Origin of the sequence: Paraburkholderia sp. BCC1884 (assembly GCF_900996225.1) — a bacterium.
In the GTDB taxonomy this organism is placed as follows: Bacteria; Pseudomonadota; Gammaproteobacteria; order Burkholderiales; family Burkholderiaceae; genus Paraburkholderia.
The window spans coordinates 326865-347343 of sequence record NZ_CAAJGL010000145.1 but is presented as its reverse complement, the minus strand read 5'-3'; the positions used below and the strand labels follow the sequence as shown (position 1 = coordinate 347343).

The window sequence follows — 20479 nt, the reverse complement described above, 5'->3', positions numbered from 1 at the left end:
TCCCAAACCCGTCCAACCCGCTCAAACCCTTGCCATTGCTGGCTCTCCCGCCTCCCCGTGCCCCGGTGTCCGAAGCACGAAAGAGCGAGATTCTAGCGACCCAAACCGGGCCTTGCAAGCGTTATTTTGACGTGTCCCGATTGCGCCCGAACGGCAGCAAGAAGATGGCGAAACAGACGAACCGACCCACCCCAAGCCGGACATGCTGAGCCTCAGCAAAAGACCAGCAGAAGCCCAGCCGAAACTCACACGGCCGCGTGCTTACTCATCACACGCTCGACCAATCCCATATAGTGATCGATATCCGGCGTCACACGATTCTCCACTTTGGCAAGATCGTCCCACCTACGCAGACGCAGCGCGTCCTCGGCAAAAGGCTTCTGCAGAAACGCGGCCGCCTCCTCCTTGCTGAAAATCCCACCCTGCAGTTCCAGACTACGCACCGAGTCGGCGGAAAGCTGGCCGAAGTACGTATCATCGATCGCGCACAGGCAGCGCTTGGCGTCGACGTGCAGGCGAATCGGCTCGAGCACCGCGTCCGACAGCACCGGCCGCAAGAACGGCAGCGCGAAATACTGATGCAGATCGTCGATGCCCCGCTCCGTCGGCGTCTCGCCCTGGAGATTGAGCAGATGCCCAAGGTCGTGCAAAAACGCAGCGGCGACCAGTTCCTCGTCGGCGCCCGCCTCTTCCGCCAACGCCCCACTCTGCAACGCATGCTCGAGTTGCGTCACCGGCTCGCCGCTATAAGCGAGCGCGCCATATTGCTCGAACAGTGAACGGATGTCGTTCAGACTCAGTGCCACGCTATTACTCCCACGGTAATGAAAAGGTCTTCAGATTGGTGAAGCTCTTCATCGCTTCCTGAACACCTTCCTTATAGCCAAGCCCGGAATCCTTGATGCCGCCAAACGGCGTCAGCTCGATCCGGAACCCCGGCACTTCCCAGACGTTGACCGTCCCCACACGCAATTCATTGATGAAGCGCGTAATCGCATCCTGCCGGTTCGTGCACACACCCGAAGACAACCCGAACGGCGTCCCGTTACTAATGCGGATAGCGTCGTCGAGCGTATCGAAGGTGATGATCGGCGACACCGGGCCAAAGGTTTCCTCGCGCACCAGCGTCATCGACGGATCGACGCAATCGAGCACGGTCGGCGAATACAACGCGCCCGTGCGCCGGTTGCCGATCACGAGCCGCGCGCCGTTCGCCACCGCTTCGTTCACCCGCGCTTCGAACAGCTGCGCCGCGGCGACGTCGATCACGGTGCCCATCTGATTCGTTTCGTCGAACGGATCGCCGAAGCTCCACGCCCGCGTTTTCTCCACCACCAGCTCGGTGAAATCCGCAGCAATACGCTTTTGCACCAGTATCCGTTTGACCGCCGTGCAGCGCTGCCCCGAGTTCTTATACGAGCCTTGCACCGCAAGCGTCGCCGCGCGTTCGAGATCGGCGTCGTCGAGCACGATCAGCGGATCGTTGCCGCCCAGTTCCAACACGACACGCCGATACGCCGCCTTCGCCGCAATGTATTTGCCGATCGCCACACCACCCGTGAACGTCACGAGCTCCACCAGGGGATGCGTAATCAACTCGTCGGCGATTTCGCGCGGATCGCCGGTCAACACCTGCAACATCGGCGCGGGCAAACCAGCTTCATAGAGAAGGTCCGCCAGATAAAGTGCCGACAACGGCACCTTCTCCGACGGCTTCAACACCACGCGATTATTCGTCGCGATGGCCGGCGCCACCTTGTGCGCGACCTGGTTCATTGGATGGTTGAACGGCGTAATCGCGACGATCACGCCCGCGAGCGGTTCGCGCTGCGAAAACACTCGCCGCTTCTTGCCATGCGGCGTGAGATCGCAGGAGAAGCTCTGTCCGTCGTCGCGCAACGCTTCGATCGACGCAAACTTGAAAACATCGGCCACCCGGCCGATCTCATAACGCGAGTCCTGCTTCGACAAGCCCGACTCGCGCGAAATCACATCCGACGCTTCTTCCGTGCGCTCACGCAACAAAGCCGCGGCGCGTTCGAGAATCTGCGAGCGCTCATAGCGCGTGAGCTTCGGCTGATAAGCCGCCGCATACTCGAGCGCGGCGCGCACATCGTCGACGCTGGCGAGCGGCACGGTGCCGACGCGCGTGCCGGTATAGGGATCCAGTACATCGAGCGTGCGCGTGCGTGTTGCGCGTTCGCCTTCCAGCCGCAGCGCTTCCGTCCGAAAAGCCGGATGGTCCCGCAGCACGGCGTTCATGATGCCGACACGCGATTCAAGGCGATGTCGAAGATATCGAAGTTGCGCAGCCGCTTTCCGCCGTTGCCGCCGCTGCTGGGCAACCCCTCGACACGCCGATTGAACAGCAGTGGCACCTCCTGCTCCGAAATCCCGCCATGCGAGCGTAGCGGCACGGTCAGCCCGGAAAGATCGTGGTCGTCGCGCCGCGTGCCGAGCACGACATGCTTCGTGCTAACCACGACGATATCGCCGACGCGGTCGTTCGGCAGTTCGAAACGCTCGCAAGCCGCCGGGTTGTCGAGCACGACATCGATGCCCTGCAGCCCACGGATACGCTCGATCACCTGTGCGACATCGACATCGCGTGGCAAATAAATTGTCGCGAACGAACCGAGCGCGCCGTGATGCACCACGTAAGGATCGGTGATCGGCAAAATGACACGCGCCTTCTTCGCGCCGAGCCAGTCGTCGAGCACGTCCTGCAGATAGATCACATTCGGCTCGCCGGTCTGCGGGTCGTGCTTGGCGTTCATGCCGTGATCGGCGGTCAGTCCGATCACCCAGCCAAGCGCGTCGAGCTTCGCGAGGTAGCCGTCCATCATCGCGTAGAACGCGTTCGCGCCTTCGGTGCCCGGCGCCCATTTGTGCTGGATGTAATCGGTGGTCGACAGATACATCAGGTCGAGCTTGCGTGTTTGGGCGAGCCGCACGCCGGCGGCGAAGACGAATTCGGACAAGCCCGCGCTATACACGTCGGGCACCGGCAGGCCGACCAGATCGAGCACTTCGCCGATGCCGTTTTCTTCGAACGTCACCTTGTCGGCCTTTTCCGCCGAGAAACAGATGCCTTTCATCTGCCAGCCGAGCAGGCGGCGCAGTTTGTCCTTCGCGGTGACCACCGCCACTGCGCAGCCCGCATCGGCGGCCGCGGCCAGCAAGGTGCCCGCACGCAGATAGGCGGGATCGTTCATCATCACTTCCGCGCCTTCACCGCCATTCGCGTCCGGGTCCCAGAAGTAATTGCCGCAGATGCCATGCACCGACGGCGGCACGCCGCACACGATCGACAGATTATTCGGGTTGGTGAACGATGGAATCACGCAGTCGCCCTTGAACGCCGCGCCGCCCTTGAGCATCTTGCCGATGAACGGCGCGACGCCGGCCGCAACCGCGGCCTCGAGATAGTCGAACTCGCAACCGTCGACACACACCACTACGGTCGGTTGCGTAGGCAGCCGATAGCTGCGGCCGTTGACTTCGATCGTGCGTTCGCTTGTGTTTGCCATCGCGTTTTCCATCGATTCCTTCCCGTTCATGCATGCCCCGTACGCCTGAGCGCGTACGGTTGTTAGTCCGTCGCGGCCGACATCTGCACCGCGGCGAGTGGCCCTGCCGCTTCGCACGCGGCATGGGCGCGCTGCTGACCGCCACTCACATGCGCATGCATCAGCGCCGCGGCAAGATCGGCATCGCGCGACGCCAACGCCGTCAAAATCGCGCGATGCTCGGCCAGCGAGCGTTCCATCGCATCCGCCTGCACGACCAGCGCAGCGCGCCGGAACAGACTCAGCTCACTCACCAATCTGCGATACGTCTCGTACAGCTTCAGATTGCCCGACGCCGCCACCAACGCATCGTGAAAGGCGACGTTGGCACGCGCGTAGCCATCGTGGTCCCGCGCATCGAGCGCTGCGCGCATCGCGTCGAGCCAGTCGCGCAGCACGGCGAGCTTGCCCGCATCGATACGCGCCGCCAGCAACCGGCACGCCGCCTCTTCCAGCACCGCGCGCACGGCGTAAATCTCGTCCGCTTCCGCCAGCGACACCGTGCGCACGAACACGCCGCGATTCTTCTCCGTGCGCACCAGCCCGGCTTGCTCCAGCGCGCGAAACGCCTCGCGCACCGGCCCGCGCGAAACCTGCAGACGCGCGGCCCAGTCGGCCTCGTTGAGCTTGTCGCCCGGTGCGAGCGCGCCCTCGACGATGTGCCGCTCGATTTCGTCGCGGACCAGCGTCGTCAGCGAATGCCTGCGTACAACCTCAATCGGATCGACAGAAGCATTCTGCATATATTCGGTCATTTTGCCAGATTTTGCCACATCGAAGTGTGTCGGCATGCCACGGCAGCACACCAACCCATGCTCAGAAGAGGTTCGTCAATCGGCCCGACGGCGCGGCACGCGCGCCGCGATCAGGAGCAGCGCCGCCAGCGAGACCATCAGCAGAATCAGCGATAGCGCGGAAGCCGGCAGGTAATAGCCGCGCTCCACCTGGCCGACCACGACGATCGGCACCGTCGCAAAACCCGGCGGATATACGGTGAGCGTGGCGCCGAGTTCGCCGAGCGAAAGCGCGAAGCCCAGCGCAAGGCTCGCGCGGATGGCCGGCACCAGTTGCGGCAGCACGACGCGGCGCAACACCATCGACGGCGGCGCACCGAGGCTGGCGGCCGCTTCGCGCAGAATCGTCAACTCGGGGCGCAGGGCGGCGGCCGCGCAGCGATAACAGAACGGCAGCACCAGCGCGAGTTGCACGTACACGACAATCGCCGCCGAGCTGGACAAATCGATCGGCCGCTTGTGATACGCGATCAGCACCGCGAGCCCGAGCACCACGCTCGGCACGCCGTTGGGCATCATCGCGATGGTGTCAACGATTGCGCCGAGGCCGCGCCGGTCGCGCCTTTCGAGCGCCAGCGCCAGCCACAGGCCGACTATCGTGCCGAGCACCGCGACGCCCATGCCGATTTCAAGGCTGGTGGTGAGCGCGTCGAAGTCGCTCGAACCGAGCCGCTCGAACCAGCGCATGCTGAAACCGTCGGGCAGGATCGTGCCGGACCAGTGCGCGGCCACGCTCGAAAGCGCGACGACCAGCACCGGCAGCACGAACAACCAGAAGCACAGCAACGCGGCAAAACCGAGAAACAGGCCGCCGAGCATTCGCGTGAGCAGACTGCGGCGCACTGGCCGCGCTTTCTTGTGCATGACCGGCAAAACGGTCGGGTCGAGTTCAACGGCCATGGCCCGCTCCTTTCACCTTGCGACGGTTGACCTGGCGGTACAACGCATACAGCGACAAAGACATGATCAGCATCACGACCGCGCCGGCGGCGGCGGTCGGCAGATCGAGATCGACGGTGGCGGAGCTATAGATCGCCACCGGCAGCGTGATCAGATGCGCGGAGCCGAGCACCAGCAGAATGCCGAACTCGTTGAGCGTCAGCAGAAAACACAGGATCGTGCCGGCGGCGATGCCCGGCCATGCGAGCGGCAGGATCACCTTGAACGCGACCATCCAGCTATTCGCACCGAGACTGCGGGCGGCTTCGATCAGACGCATATCGAGCGTGGCGAACGAGGCGAGCGTCGGCCGCACGACAAACGGTGCGTAGAACACCACTTCCGCGAGAATCACGCCGCCGACGCCGAACAGAAAATCGAGCGGGGGCGCCTGCAGATGAAACAGCCGCTGCAAGCCGATGCTCACCGAGCCTTGCGAGCCGTACAGAAAGATCAGCGTGAACGCGACCAGAAACGATGGGAACGCCACGAACAGTTCGAGAAAGCGCGTGACCATGCGCGCGCCGGGGAACGGCTTGAAGAACAGCAACGCAGCGAGCAGGACGCCGAGCAGCGAGGCGAGTCCGGCGCTGGCAAACAGAATCCACAGCGTCGTGCCGATCACGCCGCTCGTTTCCGGATTGCCGAAGAAGTTCGAGTAAGCCTGCACGCTCAAGCCGTGCGGACCGGTCAGGCTCAACAGCACGAGGCGCACGAGCGGATAGATGACGAGCGGCCCGAGTATCACCACCGCGATGAACAGCAGATGCCATTGCGCCACGCGCTCGCGACGCTTCACGGCAGCCGTATGCGCCGCGGCGCTCGCGCTGCGACGCGCGGCAGCGGCGTCGTCGGTCGCCGACGCGCCGAGCGAGTTGGGCGTATCAGGGGTTGATAAGGACGACATCGTTAGCCTCGTAATGCAGGGAAACACGCGCGCCCTTCTCCGGCATCATGCCGTGGCCGCGCTGCATGGTGACGAGCACCGGATCGTTGGGCATCGCGTCCAGCAGAACCGAGACCGACAGCACCGCGCCGTACCATTCGACCGAGGTGATCGCGCCGTGCAACTGGCCTTCGCCGAGCGGCACGATACGCAGCGCTTCAGGCCGCAGGCAGGCCACGCGGGCGCGCTCGTTGTAGCGCACATCGCCCATGCTGAAGGCGACTTGCGGCGGCAGCAGATTGGCCGCGCCCAGATAACGGGCGACAAACCCGTCGGCCGGCGTGTCGTACAACTGTTGCGGCGTGCCGAGTTGCGCGATGCGACCTTCGCGCATCAGCAGCGTGCGGTCGGACAACACCAGCGCGTCGTCCTGATCGTGCGTCACGCAGACGATCGTGAGATTCGGCAGACGCTCGTGCAAGGCCTTCAATTCGGAACGCACCGAGGCGCGCAGATTGGCGTCGAGTGCGGAAAGAGGTTCGTCGAGCAGCAACACGTCGGGTTCGATCACGAGCGCGCGGGCCAAGGCCACACGCTGCTGCATACCGCCCGACAATTGCGCCGGCATCACATGGCCGGCATCGCCGAGTTGCACCAGCTTCAACGCATCGGCGACGCGTCGCGCCACGTCTTTGGCCGGCGTGCGACGCGCGCGCAAACCAAACGCCACGTTCTCGAACACCGACAGATGCGGGAACAGCGCATAGCTCTGGAACAGCAGGCCGAGATTGCGCTTGTGCGGCGGCACGTGCGTCAGGTCGTGACCGGCCACGGTCAACGTGCCCGACAGTCCGTCCGCTTCGATGAACCCGGCGATGAAACGCAACAACGTGGTCTTGCCACAACCGCTGCGGCCCAGCACCGTGAGCAACTCGCCGCGCTGGATCGTCAACGAGAGATCGTCGAGCACCGTGCGCGAACCGAAGCGCACTGTCAAATGATCGATCTGTACGCCGCCCGGCGTAGTTGAACGCGCGGCGTCGAGCGCGTCCGGTGAGGCGTCGAGCGCGCCTCGGTGAGCAAGACTGGCCGTATTCACCGGATTCATCCTCCAACAAGATTAATGCTGATGCGGCGCTCCAGAATTCCGGAGACGCCGCCTGACTCTATTTCTATGGCGTACGACGGCTTACTTCGGCTTGACCACGTCGAGCTGCTTGCCCGACGAACCGATCACATCGTTCTTCCAGCGCGCGGTCCAGTCGGCCTTCTTCGCCATGACCTGGTTCCAGTCCACCGGAATCAGCTTCACGCCGGCGATGGCCTGCTTGACGGCTTCGCCGTTCTTGCCGGCGAGCGGCACGTCGGTGCGACCCGGAATGCCGAAGATGTCCGGCACTTTGGCCTGCACTTCCGTCGACATCAGGTAGTCGATCAGCTTCTTGCCTTCAGCCTGGTTCGGACCGTTCTTGATCAGGCCGATGGCGTACGGCAGCTGGAACGTGGTCGGCTGGCCGCCGGGCGCTGCGGCGAGGAACACCGGCTTGAGCGACAGGCCGCCGTTGGCTGCGTCGTCCAGATCCATCTGCAGGTCGCCGTTGGCGACCGCGATCTCGTTACGCGAGAGCAGCACGTCGAGGTAGCCCGTGCCCTTGGTGTGGAACTTGGCGCTGTTTTCGAGCTTCTTCAGATAGTCGAACGCCTTGTCTTCACCCATCAGCGACGAGGTCAGGATGATCACGGCCATACCGTCGCCCGCCGTTGCCGGGTTCGAGTACGCCACCTTGCCGGTGAAATCCGGGTGCAGCAGATCGGCGAAGGTCTTCGGCTGGGTCTTGGTGACTTCCGGATTGATCGCAAACGAGAAATAGTTGTTCACGAAGGTCGCCCACGCACCGTTCGGCGCCTTGGCGATCGCCGGCACGTTCTTGTAGTTGGCGCTCTGATAAGCCTGCAGCAGGCCGGATTGATCGGCTTGCTGGATAAACGGCGGCAGCGTAACGAGCACGTCGGCCTTCGGCTGATCCTTTTCGATGGTGGCGCGGTTTACCACTTCACCACTACCCGCCGTGACGATGTTGACCTTCACGCCTTCCTTCTTTTCGAAGGCCGGCAGCACATCCTTGTAGAGGTTTTCGAGGCCGTCGGCGGTGTACAGGACCACGGCGTCAGCCGCATGAGCCTGGATTGCCGTGCCGCCGAATGCAGCGGCGGCGACCAGCGTCGGCAGCAGTTTGCGGGCGAGGCCAAACTTGGCGTGAAGGGAATTCGTCTTTGTCATGTCGCTTTCTCCGAAAGGCAAAAAACCAGACGGTCGGGAAGACCCGATACCTGTTGTGATTGAACGGCGGTAGTGCCGCACCGCTTGCGTGTTGCCCGCAACCAGTTGTCGTGCGTTTTGGGCAGATTGCAGATTGCCGACAACTTTGCTGCTTATTCTTCAGCCTGACTGACAGCCTGCCTGTGCCACTCGCGCTGCCGACCCTGCCTGAACTGGCACGGCAAGGATCACAGGTTTCCGTGACAACGCAATGACGATTCTGGCGAATTCCAAAAAATGACACAATTCGCCAATAATATCCAAACGAAACTTATCCTCGCCCGGTTTGGGCGACGCGCGTACGTTGGGCGTTCGGGAGTGAACGAGGGTGAAGGCGTGGCCGCCTCAGGCAATCAGAATTTCCGGACCGTGGGCCGTGATCGCCTTGCCGAGCGCGCGCTCGGGGGCGAGTTCGGTGACCAGATAGCGCGCCAGCTCGATGCCGTTGATGCGCACCGGCGTGACCCGCCCGAACTTCGAATGGTCGGCGACGATCACCACCATGTCGGCGGCGGCGATCATGCGGCTGCGCACTTCGGCGGCCATGCGGCTGTAGTCGGTCAGATAGCCGTCCGGCGAAATCCCGCCCGCGCCGATGAACGCGAAGTCCGCGTGATATTGCGTGAGCTGGTGAACCGTGTCGAGGCCGAACGTGGCGTCTTCGATATCCGACAGTTCGCCGCCGAGCAGCGTGACGCGGTTGTCGTTGCGGCGGCCGAGCAGCAGCGCGATGCGCCAGTCGTTCGTGTACACCGCGAGACGATGCCGGTCGAGCAGCGCGCGGGCCAGTGCCTGAGTGGTGCTGCCGGAGTCGATGATGAGCGAGGCGCCGTCCGGCACGAACTCGGCCGCGCGCTCGCCGATGGCGCGTTTTGCGCCGGCGTTGGCAGCTTCGCGCGTGTCGAGGTCGGGCTCGCGCCGGTCGCTCGAGAGCGCGCCGCCGTGGGTCGTGACCAGCAGGCCACGGCCGGCCAGCGCGTTCAGATCACGACGGATGGTCTCGCGCGATACGTTCAGTTCGCGCACCAGCTCGGCGACCGAAAGCGCGCCGGTTTTGGCGACTTGCGCCAGGATGTATTGGTGACGTTGTTCTGCGAGCATCTGTGAAAGGCCGGAAGCCGGCACGCTTGGGTTTCGCCACGGTTGGAGAAGGCCGGCGTATTGTATTACGCAAGGCGCGGCGATGCGGCCCAGATGCGCGCTGGAGAAAGGCCGCCTGCCTGCCGGGCGCCCCCAACCGGTGCGCCGACCTGCTAACCTGATGCCCTGGCCACGCGCCGATCCCCCGTCGATACCGCCTGGTCCGTCAACCGAACTGCCGATGCCGCCACTGTTTCGCCGTCTACTCCTGCTGTTCCACGCGCTGCGCTACGGTGCGCGCCTGCTCTGGCTGGCCGCCCCGCCCGACCACAAACTCCACTGGATGATCCAGCTGATCGGCCGCGTGCATGCCTCGGGGCGCAGCGGTCAGGGCCTGCACCACGTGTTGCCGGCGCTGGGGCCGTTGGCAAGCCGCTTCGCGCAGACGCTCGCCGAACGGCCGGAGCTGGCGACCAGCACGCTGCATGACGCCATCGACGCCATCGATCACATGGAGGCCCCGCTGCCGCCAGCCGAGTCCGGGGCGGCGCTGGCGCGCGCCTTCGGACGGCCGCTCGCCACGCTCTTCAGTGCCGTCGACCTGGTGCCGGTGCGCGGTGGCTTCGCCGAGCAGACTCACTTCGCGCGGCTGCTGGAGCCGGTCAACGGCCATTGCGAGGTCGCCATCAAACTGGTGCGCGTCGACCAGTTGCAACAGATCGGCGACGAACTCGCCCTGCTGCGCTGGGTCGCGCGCTGGCTGGAGAAGCTGTCCGGCTCGGCGCGCCGCCTGCAGGTGCGCAAGCTCGCCCAGAGCTTCACCGACGACATCCTGCGCCGCTTCGATCTGCGCGCCGAAGCCGCCAACCTGAGTCAGACCGGCCATCATTTCGACGGCGACAAACGCATCGTCGTGCCGGCCGTGATCTGGGACCTGTGCACCAACCACACGCTGACGATGGAGCGCGTCAGCACCTTGCCCGCGAGCGACCTGCCCGGCCTGCACGCGCATCACATCAAGCTTGCGCCGCTGGCCGCGCACATCGTCGAGGTGGTGACCGAGCAGGCGTTCGAGCACGGCTTCTTCCACGCCACGCTGGACGCCCGGCGGGTGCGCGTGAGCATCGAACCCGACACGCTGGGGCGGCTCGTGCTGGCCGAGTTTTCGATCATGTCGAGTCTCTCCACCGGCGAGCGCGAGTTCTTCGTGCACGGCGCGACCGCCTTGTTCGACCAGGACTACGGGCGACTCGCCGACATGCATCGCGATGCCGGCCACGTGCCTCACGACACCCGCGCGGAAATGCTCGAAGCCGAGTTGCGCACCCGCGCCGAAGCGCATTTCGCGGCCGAGCCAGAGGACCGCTCGGCGGGCTCGCTGTTTCATCATCTGTTGCACGCGGTGCAGCCGTTCGCGGGCGCCGTGCCGGCCCGGCTGGCGACCGCGCAGCGCTCGTTCCAGCAGGCCGAGATGCTGGCGCGCGCGCTGCATCCGGGCGTCGATACGTGGAATATCACGCGCGGCGTGCTGGCGGGTATCGCACGGCGCGATGTGGATCATCGCGGATGGATCAAGCGCATTTCGCGTGAGCTGCCACATCTCGCGCATATGTTGCCGCGCGTGCCGCAACTGGCCGTGCGCTATTTGCAGCAGGAGCACGATCGGGCTCGCACGCCACGGCAGAATGCCCAGCTGATCGCGGACATCGGCCGGGAATACCGGCGCACGCGCGTATTGCTGTGGGCGTGCGCGGTGTGCGGCGGGGTGCTTGGCGCGGGGACGGTGCTGCTGATGTGGTGACGTGCGGCGAGACGGCGATGTGCGGTGAATCGGGGAACCGGTTGACGGATGCGGATGCGGATGCGGATGCGGGTGCGGGTGCGGGTGCGGGTGCGGGTGCGGGTGCGGGTGCGGGTGCGGGTGCGGGTGCGGGTGCGAATTCTGCTGACCACGAGCGTTCGTCGATTGCAGCTTCGAACAAGACACACCTCGCCCGTCGCGACAAGATGGCGGCCTTCTCACCGCCCAGATTCCAATGCTCGTTTCCCTCATTGCCGCTGTGTTCGTCGTATTGTGGTCGACCGGTTTCGTGGTCGCCCGCGCGATCACGCCTTACGCCGATCCCAACCTGTTCCTGCTCGCGCGCTTTAGCGGCACGGCGCTGATCTTCGCGCTGGCCGCTTTGGCCACGCGCGCCGCATGGCCAAGCGGCCGCGATCTCGGCAAGCACCTGCTGGCAGGCGCCCTGCTGCAAGGCGTCTATCTCGGCGCGGGCTACTGGGCGGTGGCTCAAGGCCTGAGCGCCGGCGTGATGGCGCTGCTCGGTGCGCTCCAGCCGCTCGCGACCGCCGCCGTCGCGGCGCCGTTATTCGGCGAGCGGCTCTCGCGGCGCGGCTGGAGCGGCATGGCGCTCGGCCTGGCCGGCGTGGTGCTCGTACTGGCGCCAAAACTGGGCGCCGCGGCGCCGACAACCCACGCAAGCGCGCCCGCGTGGCTCGTCGTGTTGATCTCGATTCTCGCCATCGGTGCCATTACGGCCGGAACGCTATTTCAGAAGACATCCCTCGCGAAGGCCGATATTCGCAGCGCGAGCGCCGTGCAGAACTTCGGCGCCGCGCTCGTGGCCGCGCTGCTTGCGCTTGCACTCGGTGAACATCGCTGGATGGCGTCACCCACGCTATGGGCGTCGCTGGCGTGGGGCATCGTGATGCTTTCCGGCATCAGCGTCACCTTGCTGGTTTGGATGGTCCGGCGCGGCGATGCGGCGCGTGCCACCGCGCTGATGTTTCTCGCGCCGCCGCTGGCTGCGCTGGAAGGCTATATCGGTTTCGGCGAAACGCTGCTGCCGGTGCAGATCGCGGGTTTCGCCGTGGCGCTGGTCGGCGTGCTGCTGGCGCGCTCGTGAACGACACGCGCCTCCTGCCTCAATCGCCCGTATCCGCGCCCGCCGGCATCTTCGCGCGCGCCTTGCTGCCCGGTGCCGGCGCCCACGCCGGGCGGCTCTTGCGCTCCGAATCGACCACGACGATATAGCGGCCCGCCCAAGGCGTGATCTGCCGATCGCTCTTCAATACCCACAGCGATTTACCCGATTCGATCAACGCCGCGTATTCGGCGTCGAGAATGCCGTAGTGATCGAGGAAGACGTTGAGCGATGCGGGAATCCGCACACAACCCTTCGAGTGACGAATGCCGAGCAGTGACTCGAGCCGGTCGGGATCGGTGGCGTGCATCTGGAAGCGCATCTGCGACATGCCGCCCTTGCCCCAGCCGCGCTCGCCTTGCGCCCAGCCGAGATCGAAGATGCGCATGTCGCGCTTGCCGTAGCCACGAATGTGGTTTTCGTTCTGGGTGCCTTCCGAACGGAAATCCATGTTGGACGGCGTATGTTCGAACACGCCCAGCGGGGTGATGAAATGATCGTATTCGCCCGGCCGGCCGGTCGACACCGGCGATGCGCCGATGATTTGCCAGCTATCGGAAGGCGTCGCGCGGAAGTAGATCATCAGCGCCTGCACGTTGGCGTTGCGATCCACCAGCACGACGTACTCGCCCGACAGATCGCCCAGCACGTGTGCGCCGAGCGCGGCTTGCAGCCGGTCGGCGTAGGCCTTCTGCTCTGCGGGCGGGACTTTTAGCCGACGCGTGACGCTCTGATCGAATACGTCGCGCAGCATGAAGGCGCGGTGGGGATCGACGACGCCGGCCGCGTCAGGCGCGGCCACGGTGGAGGCGTAGACGACGGCTAGCGGGTGGGCTGGTTGCCTGGAGGTCGATCTGGATGCCGATGCCGATTTCGCTGCAGACGCCGATTTCGACACCGATGCCGCCTTAGGTGCCGAAGCTGCAAACGCGACCCCGCACGCCATCACGCAAACGGCTGCACTCACCGCGCGCCTCATCAATCTGCGAACAGAAACACGTTCGTCTGAAAACGCCGACATGCACAACACTTCTCGCGGACGATCTACCGATGCGGAAGTCACACGGTCTAGTACAGGCTGGCCAGGCCGATTGGGGTAGTTCATCGCGTAATTGAGCAAACCTGATTATTATTGACTGCTCGCCGGCTCATGCGGCGCTCGGAACGACGATATTACTAAGCACATCGCATTCTGTCGATGAAGTTCAGAATGATTGGTCAACATTACCTTTATACGTTAAGTATTCGCCAATCTGACTGTCGATTTAACGCTAATTGAAAGGCGAATTGAAGCTGGTATTAGCGATAAAAAATCGCGAGACGGATACGTCCATTGTTAATCGAACGGCCACGCCCGGCCCTTGACATCGCGATACTGCGCGAGGAGCAATAAGCCATCATGACGCAACAGGATTTAATCGCCCGCCAGACGAGCATTGCCGAGGAAATGCAGGTGAGCAGCGAGTTTGTCGCCGAGCTTGAGATTGAGCGGCGGGTCGCATTCCTCGCGGATTATTTGCGCGCAAGCGGCCTGAAAGCCTATGTGCTCGGCATCAGCGGCGGTGTGGACTCGACCACGGCCGGACGGCTCGCGCAACTCGCAGTGGAACGCCTGCGTGGGCAACACCATGACGCGCGCTTCATTGCCGTGCGGCTGCCTTACGGCGAACAGAAAGACGAAGCCGACGCGCAACAGGCATTGCAATTTATTCGTGCCGACGAAAATCTTTCCATCGATATCAAACCCGCGGCCGATGCCATGCTTTCTGCATTGGATCAAAGCGGCGTGTTATTCAAGGACGAAGCGCAACGGGATTTCGTCCACGGCAACATCAAGGCGCGGCAGAGAATGATCGCGCAATACGCGGTGGCCGGCGCACGGGCCGGCGTGGTGATCGGCACGGATCACGCCGCCGAATCGGTGATGGGTTTCTTCACGAAGTTCGGCGATGGCGGCGCCGATATCCTGCCCCTCACCGGATTGAACAAGCGCCGTGTGCGCGCCGTGGCGAGAGCCCTGGGCGCGCCGGATGCGCTGGCCCACAAAGTGCCGACCGCCGACCTCGAAATGTTGCGCCCGCTGCGCCCGGACGAGGACGCCTACGGCATCCCATACGACGCCATCGACGATTTCCTGGAAAACAAGCCGGTGGACGACGCCACGCGCGCAACCGTCCTGCGTTTCTACGATGCGACGCGGCACAAGCGCGCGTTACCCTACACGCCGTTCGACTGGACGGCGCCGGCAACCGGCGAATAAAGTGGGATGACGACGAACGGGGCGTGCGCTCGCGGCACGCCCGCTACGAAGAATCGATGACGTGTGTCAGTGAGCGGCGGGCGGTTCGTCGGTGAACAGATCGGCGCTCGCCTCGAGCGTCACGCCGCCCAACTGCTTACCGTGAATCTGCCGCGCGATCACGTCGCCCACGTAAGGCACCTGCGCATCCAACTCGACCGTGGCGTAGGCACCGGGCTTGCCGGCGTCGATCACCTCGACGTGCTTCGCGTAATGCCCTAGTTCGCGCGTTAGGAACTCTCGCACTTCCTGCTCACTGCAGGACTCCGCGATGTTGCGCACGATCAGGTTCATGCGGCTTACCCTCGCCACTCGCTGCGGCGCGTGCCGCGATCGGCTGTCTGGACTCGCACGGGGCGCAATGCAGCGCGCTCTTTCGCCTGGGCGGCAGCAAGCTGGCGAATCAGCGCAGCGCCAGCGGCGCCCAAAGCAGCCAATGAAAGATAGAAAGCGATCATTTTTAACTCTCCCCAGTGGATTTTGTCCTGTTTGCAGGATAGCCACATTCTCACAGCAAAAGCGACGCAACACAGTGTCGTAAAACAACGGCCCTGAAAACCGCCGTTAAAGCACTGTACCTGAATAAGCGGCATCAAAAATAGCAAAACAGCTGTTCATTGAGCGACACAACCCCAACTCGGGCGACCGCGTTCACGCAGAACGCAATAACCGGGCCGCTGGGACCAGCATTCGGGGCATCCTGCTGGCCGATGCGCCGAAAGTGGCCCCGAACGGCAGATTAGTCCGCCACCTGAACGTTGGCGGCGCTCACCCACCACGCGTTGCTGCCTTCGGGCGCCCGGACCAGCACGGCGGACGGATCGTCCACGCCGTCGTCGGCGATTTCGCAGACGGCCAGCCCGTCAGGCAGACGCTTCACTTCGCCGGCCGCCTGGAACAGCGCGACGCGCTGGGCGTTCAAGGGCCGCAGTTGCCGGTAGACGTCGAAGCTGATTGCCGCCGGCACATCGCCGCGAATCCGCAGTGCGTCGGCCTTGCCGCAGCCCACGGGGTCGGCGGCGAACGCGGCGGTGCTGCCGCACAGACAGGCGAAAGCCAGCGCGATGGCGGACAGGCGTGTATGAGTCATGGTGATTCTCCGGGAAAGGTGGAAACGGCGTGCCGCGAAAGGCACAACCGGAAAGGCGGGCAGAAAACGACACAGCCGATAGTGCCGGCGACGAGACCGGAGTTCACGGCGCGTTGTCGCGCGCGGCGCCCCGTTCGCTCTCGCCACCGGTCGCCACGTCGAGCCGGCTGATGTCGCAGGAGGTCTGGCTGAAGCCGGAGTACACCACTGACCAGTTGCCGACGATCGCGGCTTGCGCTTCGGCGAGGCTCAATTTGCCTTCGCAGACGCAATGTTTGAGCATGACCGCGGCGCGCGCCTTGCGGCGCTCGCCCTCGCGGCCTGCCCACGGCAGAAGGTCGAGATTGGCGGAGGCGTCCGGCGAGCCGCCGAGCACGATGGGCACGCGCCGGTCGAGCGCGAAGGTGATGCCGCTGTCCGCGTCGATGCCGCGCGCCGCAAGCAAGCGGTCCTTGTGCGCCATCAACGCATCGAACGGCGGCGCGACGGTGTCCGCGTAGCCGGGCCGGCAGATCGTCCCGGCAACCGATTGCTGGGTGACGCGTTCGTCGAGCATGCCGGCGTCCTGAGCGCGCACGTGGGCTGCGCCCAAGCTGAGAAGTGCGCTCAGCCCGACGGCCAGTGCGAGGCGAGTCTTACCGCAACCGCGCGACTTGCACCTGGCGCGCGTGGGGTCGCCGCTGCGCGCTGGCGCCGGCGTGATCGCCTCGTCGAAACTACAAGTTGGGTCGCTCGAACGGAGCGAACGACGCCTCTGTGCAATACCTGCGTTCATCCGTCGGCGCGCCGGGGAACGGCACGCAATAGTTTATTCGCAGACTAATTAAAACACATTCAATATGCTTACGCGAAAAACGTCGGCACGCGTGAGCCCCGATCGGGGCGGCGCCGGTCATGCGCGCCACCCTTTCACGCAGCCGACGCTGCCCAGCCGGCCGATCGCGCCGCGCACTTGCGGCATCACGTCGCATCCGGGCGCGCGCCGCTTGCCGCTACTTCGCCACTCGCGCCTGCAACGCCCGAATCCGCACAAGCGCCTGCGTATTGGCGACCGTCGCGTCGTACATCTTCGCGAGATCGCCCTTTAGCGCGGTGCGCGAGCCGCCGTCGAGATACACCATGTGCCCGGACGGATAAAACCGCGCCGACAGGTTCTGCCGAACCTGCTGGCTGAGCAGCGGCATCTGCTGCAGATCGATCACGGTTTGATAGAACGGCGTCACGTAGTCGAAGAACCCGTTCGCCGACAACACCTTGAGGTCCGGATTGAGCGCCATCACGGCGGCAAGGTCGCCCGCGGTGTAGAGGATCACATTGCCCTTCTTGTCGAGGCCCTTTTGCGCGCCCGTCGGGTCAATGTGGCTGAAGTCCCAGTACTGGAAAGCCTGGTCGTTCAGGTCGGTGAACGCCGAGTTCGACGTGTACTTCAACTGCTCGTTGAGGTACACGTTCCACATCGTCGTGTAGACGCCCGTTACCGCCGTCATGGTCGGATCGTTGCCACCCGAGTTCGGGTCGATCTTGCCGGCGATGCCGGTACCGATCGCCGTCACCCGACCGTCGTACTCGCCGAGCTCGAGCCCTTGCGCTTTGAGCAGCGTGGTCAGGAATAGCGAGTTGCCGCGACTGTCGTAGGACGTGATGTCGAGGCTCCAGGCAAGCAAGGTGGTCTTGTCGATGCCGGTGTATTCGCTCAGCTTTTCCACCGTCGCCGAATCGGTGGTCGGAAACTTGCGCAGCGCGGCCAGATAATCGGTGCGTGAGAATTGCGCCACTTCTTCGGCAAAAGTACCGAGATCGGTAGGTCGCGGCGCAATACCGAGCTTTTTGTGATACCAGGCGTCTGCCGCAGCGGTGGGCAGCGCGCCGACCGGATTGCCGGCCTGCGTGTAGTCGAGAATCGACGATTGCAGCGTAATGCCATTAAGGTCCACGCCGTCTTCGTGCAACCGGTACGCCACCACGCAACTGCGCGCCGTGCCGTACGACTCGCCGTACAGGTACTTCGGCGAATTCCAGCGGTTGTTTTTGGTCAGGAAACGCTTGATGAACTGCTTGATCGAATCCGCATCCTGGTCGACGCCCCAGAAGGCACGATTTGTTTTCGGCGCGATCGCCGCCGAGTAGCCGGTGCCCACCGGGTTGATGAAAACGAGATCGCTTTTGTCCAGCAAGCTGTCCGGGTTGTCTTCCATCGCGTACGGCGCGGGCGGCGTGAAGCTCGGCATCGAGGTCTTGATGCGGCGCGGCGCGAACGAACCCAGCAACACGAATACCGACGACGAGCCCGGGCCGCCGTTATAGAAGAACGTGACCGGTCGCGTTTCCTCCTTCTGGTTGTCCTGCGTGAAGGCGACGTAGAACATGCGCGCTTCCGGCTGCGAGCTGCTCGGGTCGACGATCACGAGGTGACCCGCCGTTGCCGTGTAGTTGATCTTGTGACCACCGATGGTGGTCGAATGATGCGTGATCGCCGCGGTTTCCGCGGTGTCGGTGACCGAGTCGTCCGGTCCGTTGCCGTAGGCCACTGGATCGAAGAACGGCTGATCGCCGGCTTTGTGCGGCGCGCTGGCGGGGCTCGCCGCGCCGGTAGCGTGACTGTCGTGCGACTGCGGACTAACGGAAGCTGACTCGGTATTCGTCATGATCGCTCCATGGGTTCGTTCACGTCTTGTCTGCCGCGCCCGAAGGGACCTCCTTGGGGCGCGTGTTCCTCACCGGTTCCTGACTATAGTGCGGCGGCCACCTTCTGACCATTGGGACTGCCGAGCCCCGTGCAGGCGTCCCATCCCGCGGACGCCGCGAAACTGCCGTTGTTGCCTTGCGTGATGTCGTTGCACGCACCCGTCGCCTTATACAGCTTCGGGTTGATGAAGCCGACCGGCTGTCCTTTGGCGGCATTGATCCGCGCCAGCAGCGCGGCCCATAGCGGCGCGACCGCGCTGGTGCCGCCCACCACCGTTTGCGAACCGTCGATCAGCACGCTGTAGCCGGTGACAGGCGAGGCGTCACCCGCCACGTCCGGCACGCCGCGCCCGCTGAGCGCCTTCTTGCCGCCGCTCGTGGCCGTGGCGGACAAACCCTTCTGCCACACCGGCACCGGGAAAGTCTGGCTCACGCCCCCGCCGCCCGCACCGCCTTGCGCGCCGTCGTTCCACACCACTTCATGCGAGATCGTGGTGCCCGACGCCGTCAGGTGCGTGCCGCCGCAGGCCAGCACGTAAGGGCTCGAGGCCGGAAAGTCGACCTGATTGCCCGCGCCCGCGCCGTCGCTCGAACCGCTATCGCCCGAGGCGACGCAGACCGTTACGCCGAGCACCGCCGCGCTCTGCAGCACGCTATTGAATGCCTGCAACGACTGGCTGGTCCAGTTCGACTCCGGCGCGCCCCAACTGATCGAGATCACCGAAGGCTTGTTGGTCGTGTCGTGCACCGCGCGCGTAACCGCGTCGATGAAACCGGCGTCGCTGTTCTGCGTGAAATACACGGCGATGGTCGCACCCGGCGCGATCGCACCGACGATTTCGACGTCGAGCGTGACTTCGCCGTCCGGGCCGTTCGGATCGCCGCTCGGCTTATTGCCGCCCTGATCGACGCCGACCGCCTTCACCGTGGGTGAGGCGACACCGAGGTTGCCGAAATACGTCTTGAGATCCGACGCGTTATACCCGCCGCCAAGTTCGACGATACCGACGCACTGCCCGCTGCCGTCGCCTTGCGGAAAGTGATAGAGCGACGCCAGTTGCAGCGGCGTGAACGAAGCCGGATGTCCTTGTGCCGCCTGAAACGGCGGCCGGATGCGAAAGTGCGGGCGCGCCTGCGGCCGGTTGTCGAGCCCCAGCACCGCCTGCACGACGCCGTGCAGCTCGTCCGGCACACTGATCGTGCCGGTACGCCCACGAAACTGGCTGGACGTGTCGTGATGTTCGTAATGCTCGAGCTTGACGCCGAATGCTTCCTGAAACTGCGCGATCGTGCCGCCTAGCAACACGGAACGCGCGGCCGCATCTTCCTTCACGACACTCAGGCCGTGGGCCGCGGCAAAAGTCTTGACCCTGGCGATATCGGCGGGCGCCGCGCCGTAGTCTTTGGCAAGCGCCTCGCGAGAGAGCGGTTTGACACCGGGGTCTCCTGCTTCGATCTTGCTGATGAGCGCGTCGAACTGCGCCTGCTGCTGACGGCGCAGCATCACGAACACCTCGATCCGTTCCGCTGGGTCGCACTGTCCGACCACCTTCGAACCCGGCTCGACCTTGCGCTCGCTGCCCGGCAATTCATGTCTGTTGACCATGGTGATGACTCTCCTGTTAGCGTGACGGCGCGAACCACGAAGTGGCTTCCCAGCACGGCACGCGCCTGCACAACCCGTGGCCCGGCAAGCGGGCGCAGAGTTGCTGTTTCGAGGACTGCGTCAATCCGTCCGACCTATGCATTCGAACACAGTTCCGGTGCGCGCGGCAGTTGTCCGAATGGCTAACGCGGTGTTGCATCAACACGCATGAACCAGCGCTCGCGCTATGATGCTGCAACGGCAATCCAGCCGTTCCATTGCCTCGCGCGCCGGGCGCGCACGATCGA

Annotated in this window: 19 protein-coding genes; 3 read left to right on the top strand and 16 right to left on the bottom strand. The window is 64.3% G+C overall.

The features are described 5' to 3' along the window. Positions 1–245: 245 nt before the first annotated feature. The 9 genes from FQ705_RS32515 to FQ705_RS32475 form a co-directional block, all read right to left on the bottom strand. Positions 246–806: a phosphonate degradation HD-domain oxygenase gene (locus tag FQ705_RS32515; RefSeq protein ID WP_144148899.1), complete on the bottom strand. Its 561-nt coding sequence runs from the start codon at positions 804–806 to the stop codon at positions 246–248. Positions 807–810: 4 nt separating this feature from the next. Then, positions 811–2262, bottom strand: coding sequence for a phosphonoacetaldehyde dehydrogenase (gene phnY / locus FQ705_RS32510; protein ID WP_144148897.1), 1452 nt, complete (start codon positions 2260–2262; stop codon positions 811–813). Continuing rightward, positions 2259–3530: a phosphonoacetate hydrolase gene (gene phnA / locus FQ705_RS32505; protein ID WP_144148895.1), complete on the bottom strand. Its 1272-nt coding sequence runs from the start codon at positions 3528–3530 to the stop codon at positions 2259–2261. The genes phnY and phnA overlap by 4 nt, the downstream gene beginning before the upstream one ends. 62 nt (positions 3531–3592) lie before the next feature. Then, positions 3593–4324, bottom strand: coding sequence for a phosphonate utilization associated transcriptional regulator (locus tag FQ705_RS32500; protein WP_144148893.1), 732 nt, complete (start codon positions 4322–4324; stop codon positions 3593–3595). A 75-nt stretch (positions 4325–4399) separates the two neighbouring features. Then, positions 4400–5263 (bottom strand): 2-aminoethylphosphonate ABC transport system, membrane component PhnV, encoded by an 864-nt coding sequence (gene phnV / locus FQ705_RS32495; RefSeq protein WP_144148891.1) that lies wholly within the window; start codon positions 5261–5263, stop codon positions 4400–4402. Next, positions 5253–6209, bottom strand: a complete 957-nt coding sequence (locus FQ705_RS32490; RefSeq protein WP_144148889.1) for a 2-aminoethylphosphonate ABC transporter permease subunit — start codon at positions 6207–6209, stop codon at positions 5253–5255. Before FQ705_RS32490 ends, phnV begins: the two co-directional genes overlap by 11 nt. Continuing rightward, entirely contained in the window at positions 6187–7287 is a 1101-nt protein-coding gene (gene phnT, locus FQ705_RS32485) for a 2-aminoethylphosphonate ABC transport system ATP-binding subunit PhnT (protein ID WP_144148887.1), read from the bottom strand. Before phnT ends, FQ705_RS32490 begins: the two co-directional genes overlap by 23 nt. A gap of 90 nt (positions 7288–7377) precedes the next feature. Beyond that, positions 7378–8469: a 2-aminoethylphosphonate ABC transporter substrate-binding protein gene (phnS, locus tag FQ705_RS32480; protein ID WP_144148885.1), complete on the bottom strand. Its 1092-nt coding sequence runs from the start codon at positions 8467–8469 to the stop codon at positions 7378–7380. A 384-nt stretch (positions 8470–8853) separates the two neighbouring features. Continuing rightward, entirely contained in the window at positions 8854–9609 is a 756-nt protein-coding gene (locus tag FQ705_RS32475; RefSeq protein ID WP_144148883.1) for a DeoR/GlpR family DNA-binding transcription regulator, read from the bottom strand. Positions 9610–9829: 220 nt separating this feature from the next. Between FQ705_RS32475 and FQ705_RS32470 the strand changes: the two genes are divergently transcribed. Together FQ705_RS32470 and FQ705_RS32465 are read left to right on the top strand one after the other, a co-directional pair. Continuing rightward, complete coding sequence (locus FQ705_RS32470; protein WP_144148881.1) at positions 9830–11389, top strand: ABC1 kinase family protein; 1560 nt, start codon at positions 9830–9832, stop codon at positions 11387–11389. Positions 11390–11624: 235 nt separating this feature from the next. Beyond that, complete coding sequence (locus FQ705_RS32465; RefSeq protein WP_144148879.1) at positions 11625–12494, top strand: DMT family transporter; 870 nt, start codon at positions 11625–11627, stop codon at positions 12492–12494. A 19-nt stretch (positions 12495–12513) separates the two neighbouring features. Here the strand turns inward: FQ705_RS32465 and FQ705_RS32460 are convergent, their stop codons facing one another. Further along, the gene (locus FQ705_RS32460) at positions 12514–13410 is read right to left on the bottom strand and encodes a L,D-transpeptidase (RefSeq protein WP_409934754.1); all 897 of its coding nucleotides are present in this window, start codon (positions 13408–13410) and stop codon (positions 12514–12516) included. Positions 13411–13911: 501 nt separating this feature from the next. Here FQ705_RS32460 and nadE point away from each other — a divergent pair. Beyond that, positions 13912–14772 (top strand): ammonia-dependent NAD(+) synthetase, encoded by an 861-nt coding sequence (gene nadE / locus FQ705_RS32455; protein ID WP_144148874.1) that lies wholly within the window; start codon positions 13912–13914, stop codon positions 14770–14772. A gap of 66 nt (positions 14773–14838) precedes the next feature. Here nadE and FQ705_RS32450 read toward each other — a convergent pair whose 3' ends face one another. The 6 genes from FQ705_RS32450 to FQ705_RS32425 form a co-directional block, all read right to left on the bottom strand. Then, positions 14839–15105, bottom strand: coding sequence for an RNA-binding protein (locus FQ705_RS32450; RefSeq protein WP_144148872.1), 267 nt, complete (start codon positions 15103–15105; stop codon positions 14839–14841). Between the two features lie 5 nt (positions 15106–15110). Further along, positions 15111–15416: a hypothetical protein gene (locus tag FQ705_RS32445; protein ID WP_144148870.1), complete on the bottom strand. Its 306-nt coding sequence runs from the start codon at positions 15414–15416 to the stop codon at positions 15111–15113. 134 nt (positions 15417–15550) lie between these two features. Then, positions 15551–15901, bottom strand: a complete 351-nt coding sequence (locus FQ705_RS32440) for a hypothetical protein (RefSeq protein WP_144148868.1) — start codon at positions 15899–15901, stop codon at positions 15551–15553. A gap of 103 nt (positions 15902–16004) precedes the next feature. Next, a complete protein-coding gene (locus FQ705_RS32435) occupies positions 16005–16676 on the bottom strand; it encodes a hypothetical protein (RefSeq protein WP_144148866.1) in 672 nt (223 codons plus the stop codon). Between the two features lie 217 nt (positions 16677–16893). Next, a complete protein-coding gene (locus tag FQ705_RS32430; protein WP_144148864.1) occupies positions 16894–18546 on the bottom strand; it encodes a S10 family peptidase in 1653 nt (550 codons plus the stop codon). A gap of 83 nt (positions 18547–18629) precedes the next feature. After that, a complete protein-coding gene (locus FQ705_RS32425; RefSeq protein ID WP_144148862.1) occupies positions 18630–20192 on the bottom strand; it encodes a protease pro-enzyme activation domain-containing protein in 1563 nt (520 codons plus the stop codon). Between the last annotated feature and the right edge of the window lie 287 nt (positions 20193–20479).

What these genes read in the sequence shown, in the direction of transcription:
- phnS (WP_144148885.1), bottom strand. Translation starts at nt 8,469, where the DNA reads ATGACAAAGACGAATTCCCTTCACGCCAAGTTTGGCCTCGCCCGCAAA.
- FQ705_RS32490 (WP_144148889.1), bottom strand. Translation starts at nt 6,209, where the DNA reads ATGTCGTCCTTATCAACCCCTGATACGCCCAACTCGCTCGGCGCGTCG.
- FQ705_RS32425 (WP_144148862.1), bottom strand. Translation starts at nt 20,192, where the DNA reads ATGGTCAACAGACATGAATTGCCGGGCAGCGAGCGCAAGGTCGAGCCG.
- phnA (WP_144148895.1), bottom strand. Translation starts at nt 3,530, where the DNA reads ATGGCAAACACAAGCGAACGCACGATCGAAGTCAACGGCCGCAGCTAT.
- FQ705_RS32440 (WP_144148868.1), bottom strand. Translation starts at nt 15,901, where the DNA reads ATGACTCATACACGCCTGTCCGCCATCGCGCTGGCTTTCGCCTGTCTG.
- FQ705_RS32430 (WP_144148864.1), bottom strand. Translation starts at nt 18,546, where the DNA reads ATGACGAATACCGAGTCAGCTTCCGTTAGTCCGCAGTCGCACGACAGT.
- FQ705_RS32465 (WP_144148879.1), top strand. Translation starts at nt 11,625, where the DNA reads ATGCTCGTTTCCCTCATTGCCGCTGTGTTCGTCGTATTGTGGTCGACC.
- nadE (WP_144148874.1), top strand. Translation starts at nt 13,912, where the DNA reads ATGACGCAACAGGATTTAATCGCCCGCCAGACGAGCATTGCCGAGGAA.
- FQ705_RS32475 (WP_144148883.1), bottom strand. Translation starts at nt 9,609, where the DNA reads ATGCTCGCAGAACAACGTCACCAATACATCCTGGCGCAAGTCGCCAAA.
- FQ705_RS32470 (WP_144148881.1), top strand. Translation starts at nt 9,830, where the DNA reads ATGCCGCCACTGTTTCGCCGTCTACTCCTGCTGTTCCACGCGCTGCGC.
- phnY (WP_144148897.1), bottom strand. Translation starts at nt 2,262, where the DNA reads ATGAACGCCGTGCTGCGGGACCATCCGGCTTTTCGGACGGAAGCGCTG.
- FQ705_RS32435 (WP_144148866.1), bottom strand. Translation starts at nt 16,676, where the DNA reads ATGAACGCAGGTATTGCACAGAGGCGTCGTTCGCTCCGTTCGAGCGAC.
- FQ705_RS32450 (WP_144148872.1), bottom strand. Translation starts at nt 15,105, where the DNA reads ATGAACCTGATCGTGCGCAACATCGCGGAGTCCTGCAGTGAGCAGGAA.
- phnV (WP_144148891.1), bottom strand. Translation starts at nt 5,263, where the DNA reads ATGGCCGTTGAACTCGACCCGACCGTTTTGCCGGTCATGCACAAGAAA.
- FQ705_RS32500 (WP_144148893.1), bottom strand. Translation starts at nt 4,324, where the DNA reads ATGACCGAATATATGCAGAATGCTTCTGTCGATCCGATTGAGGTTGTA.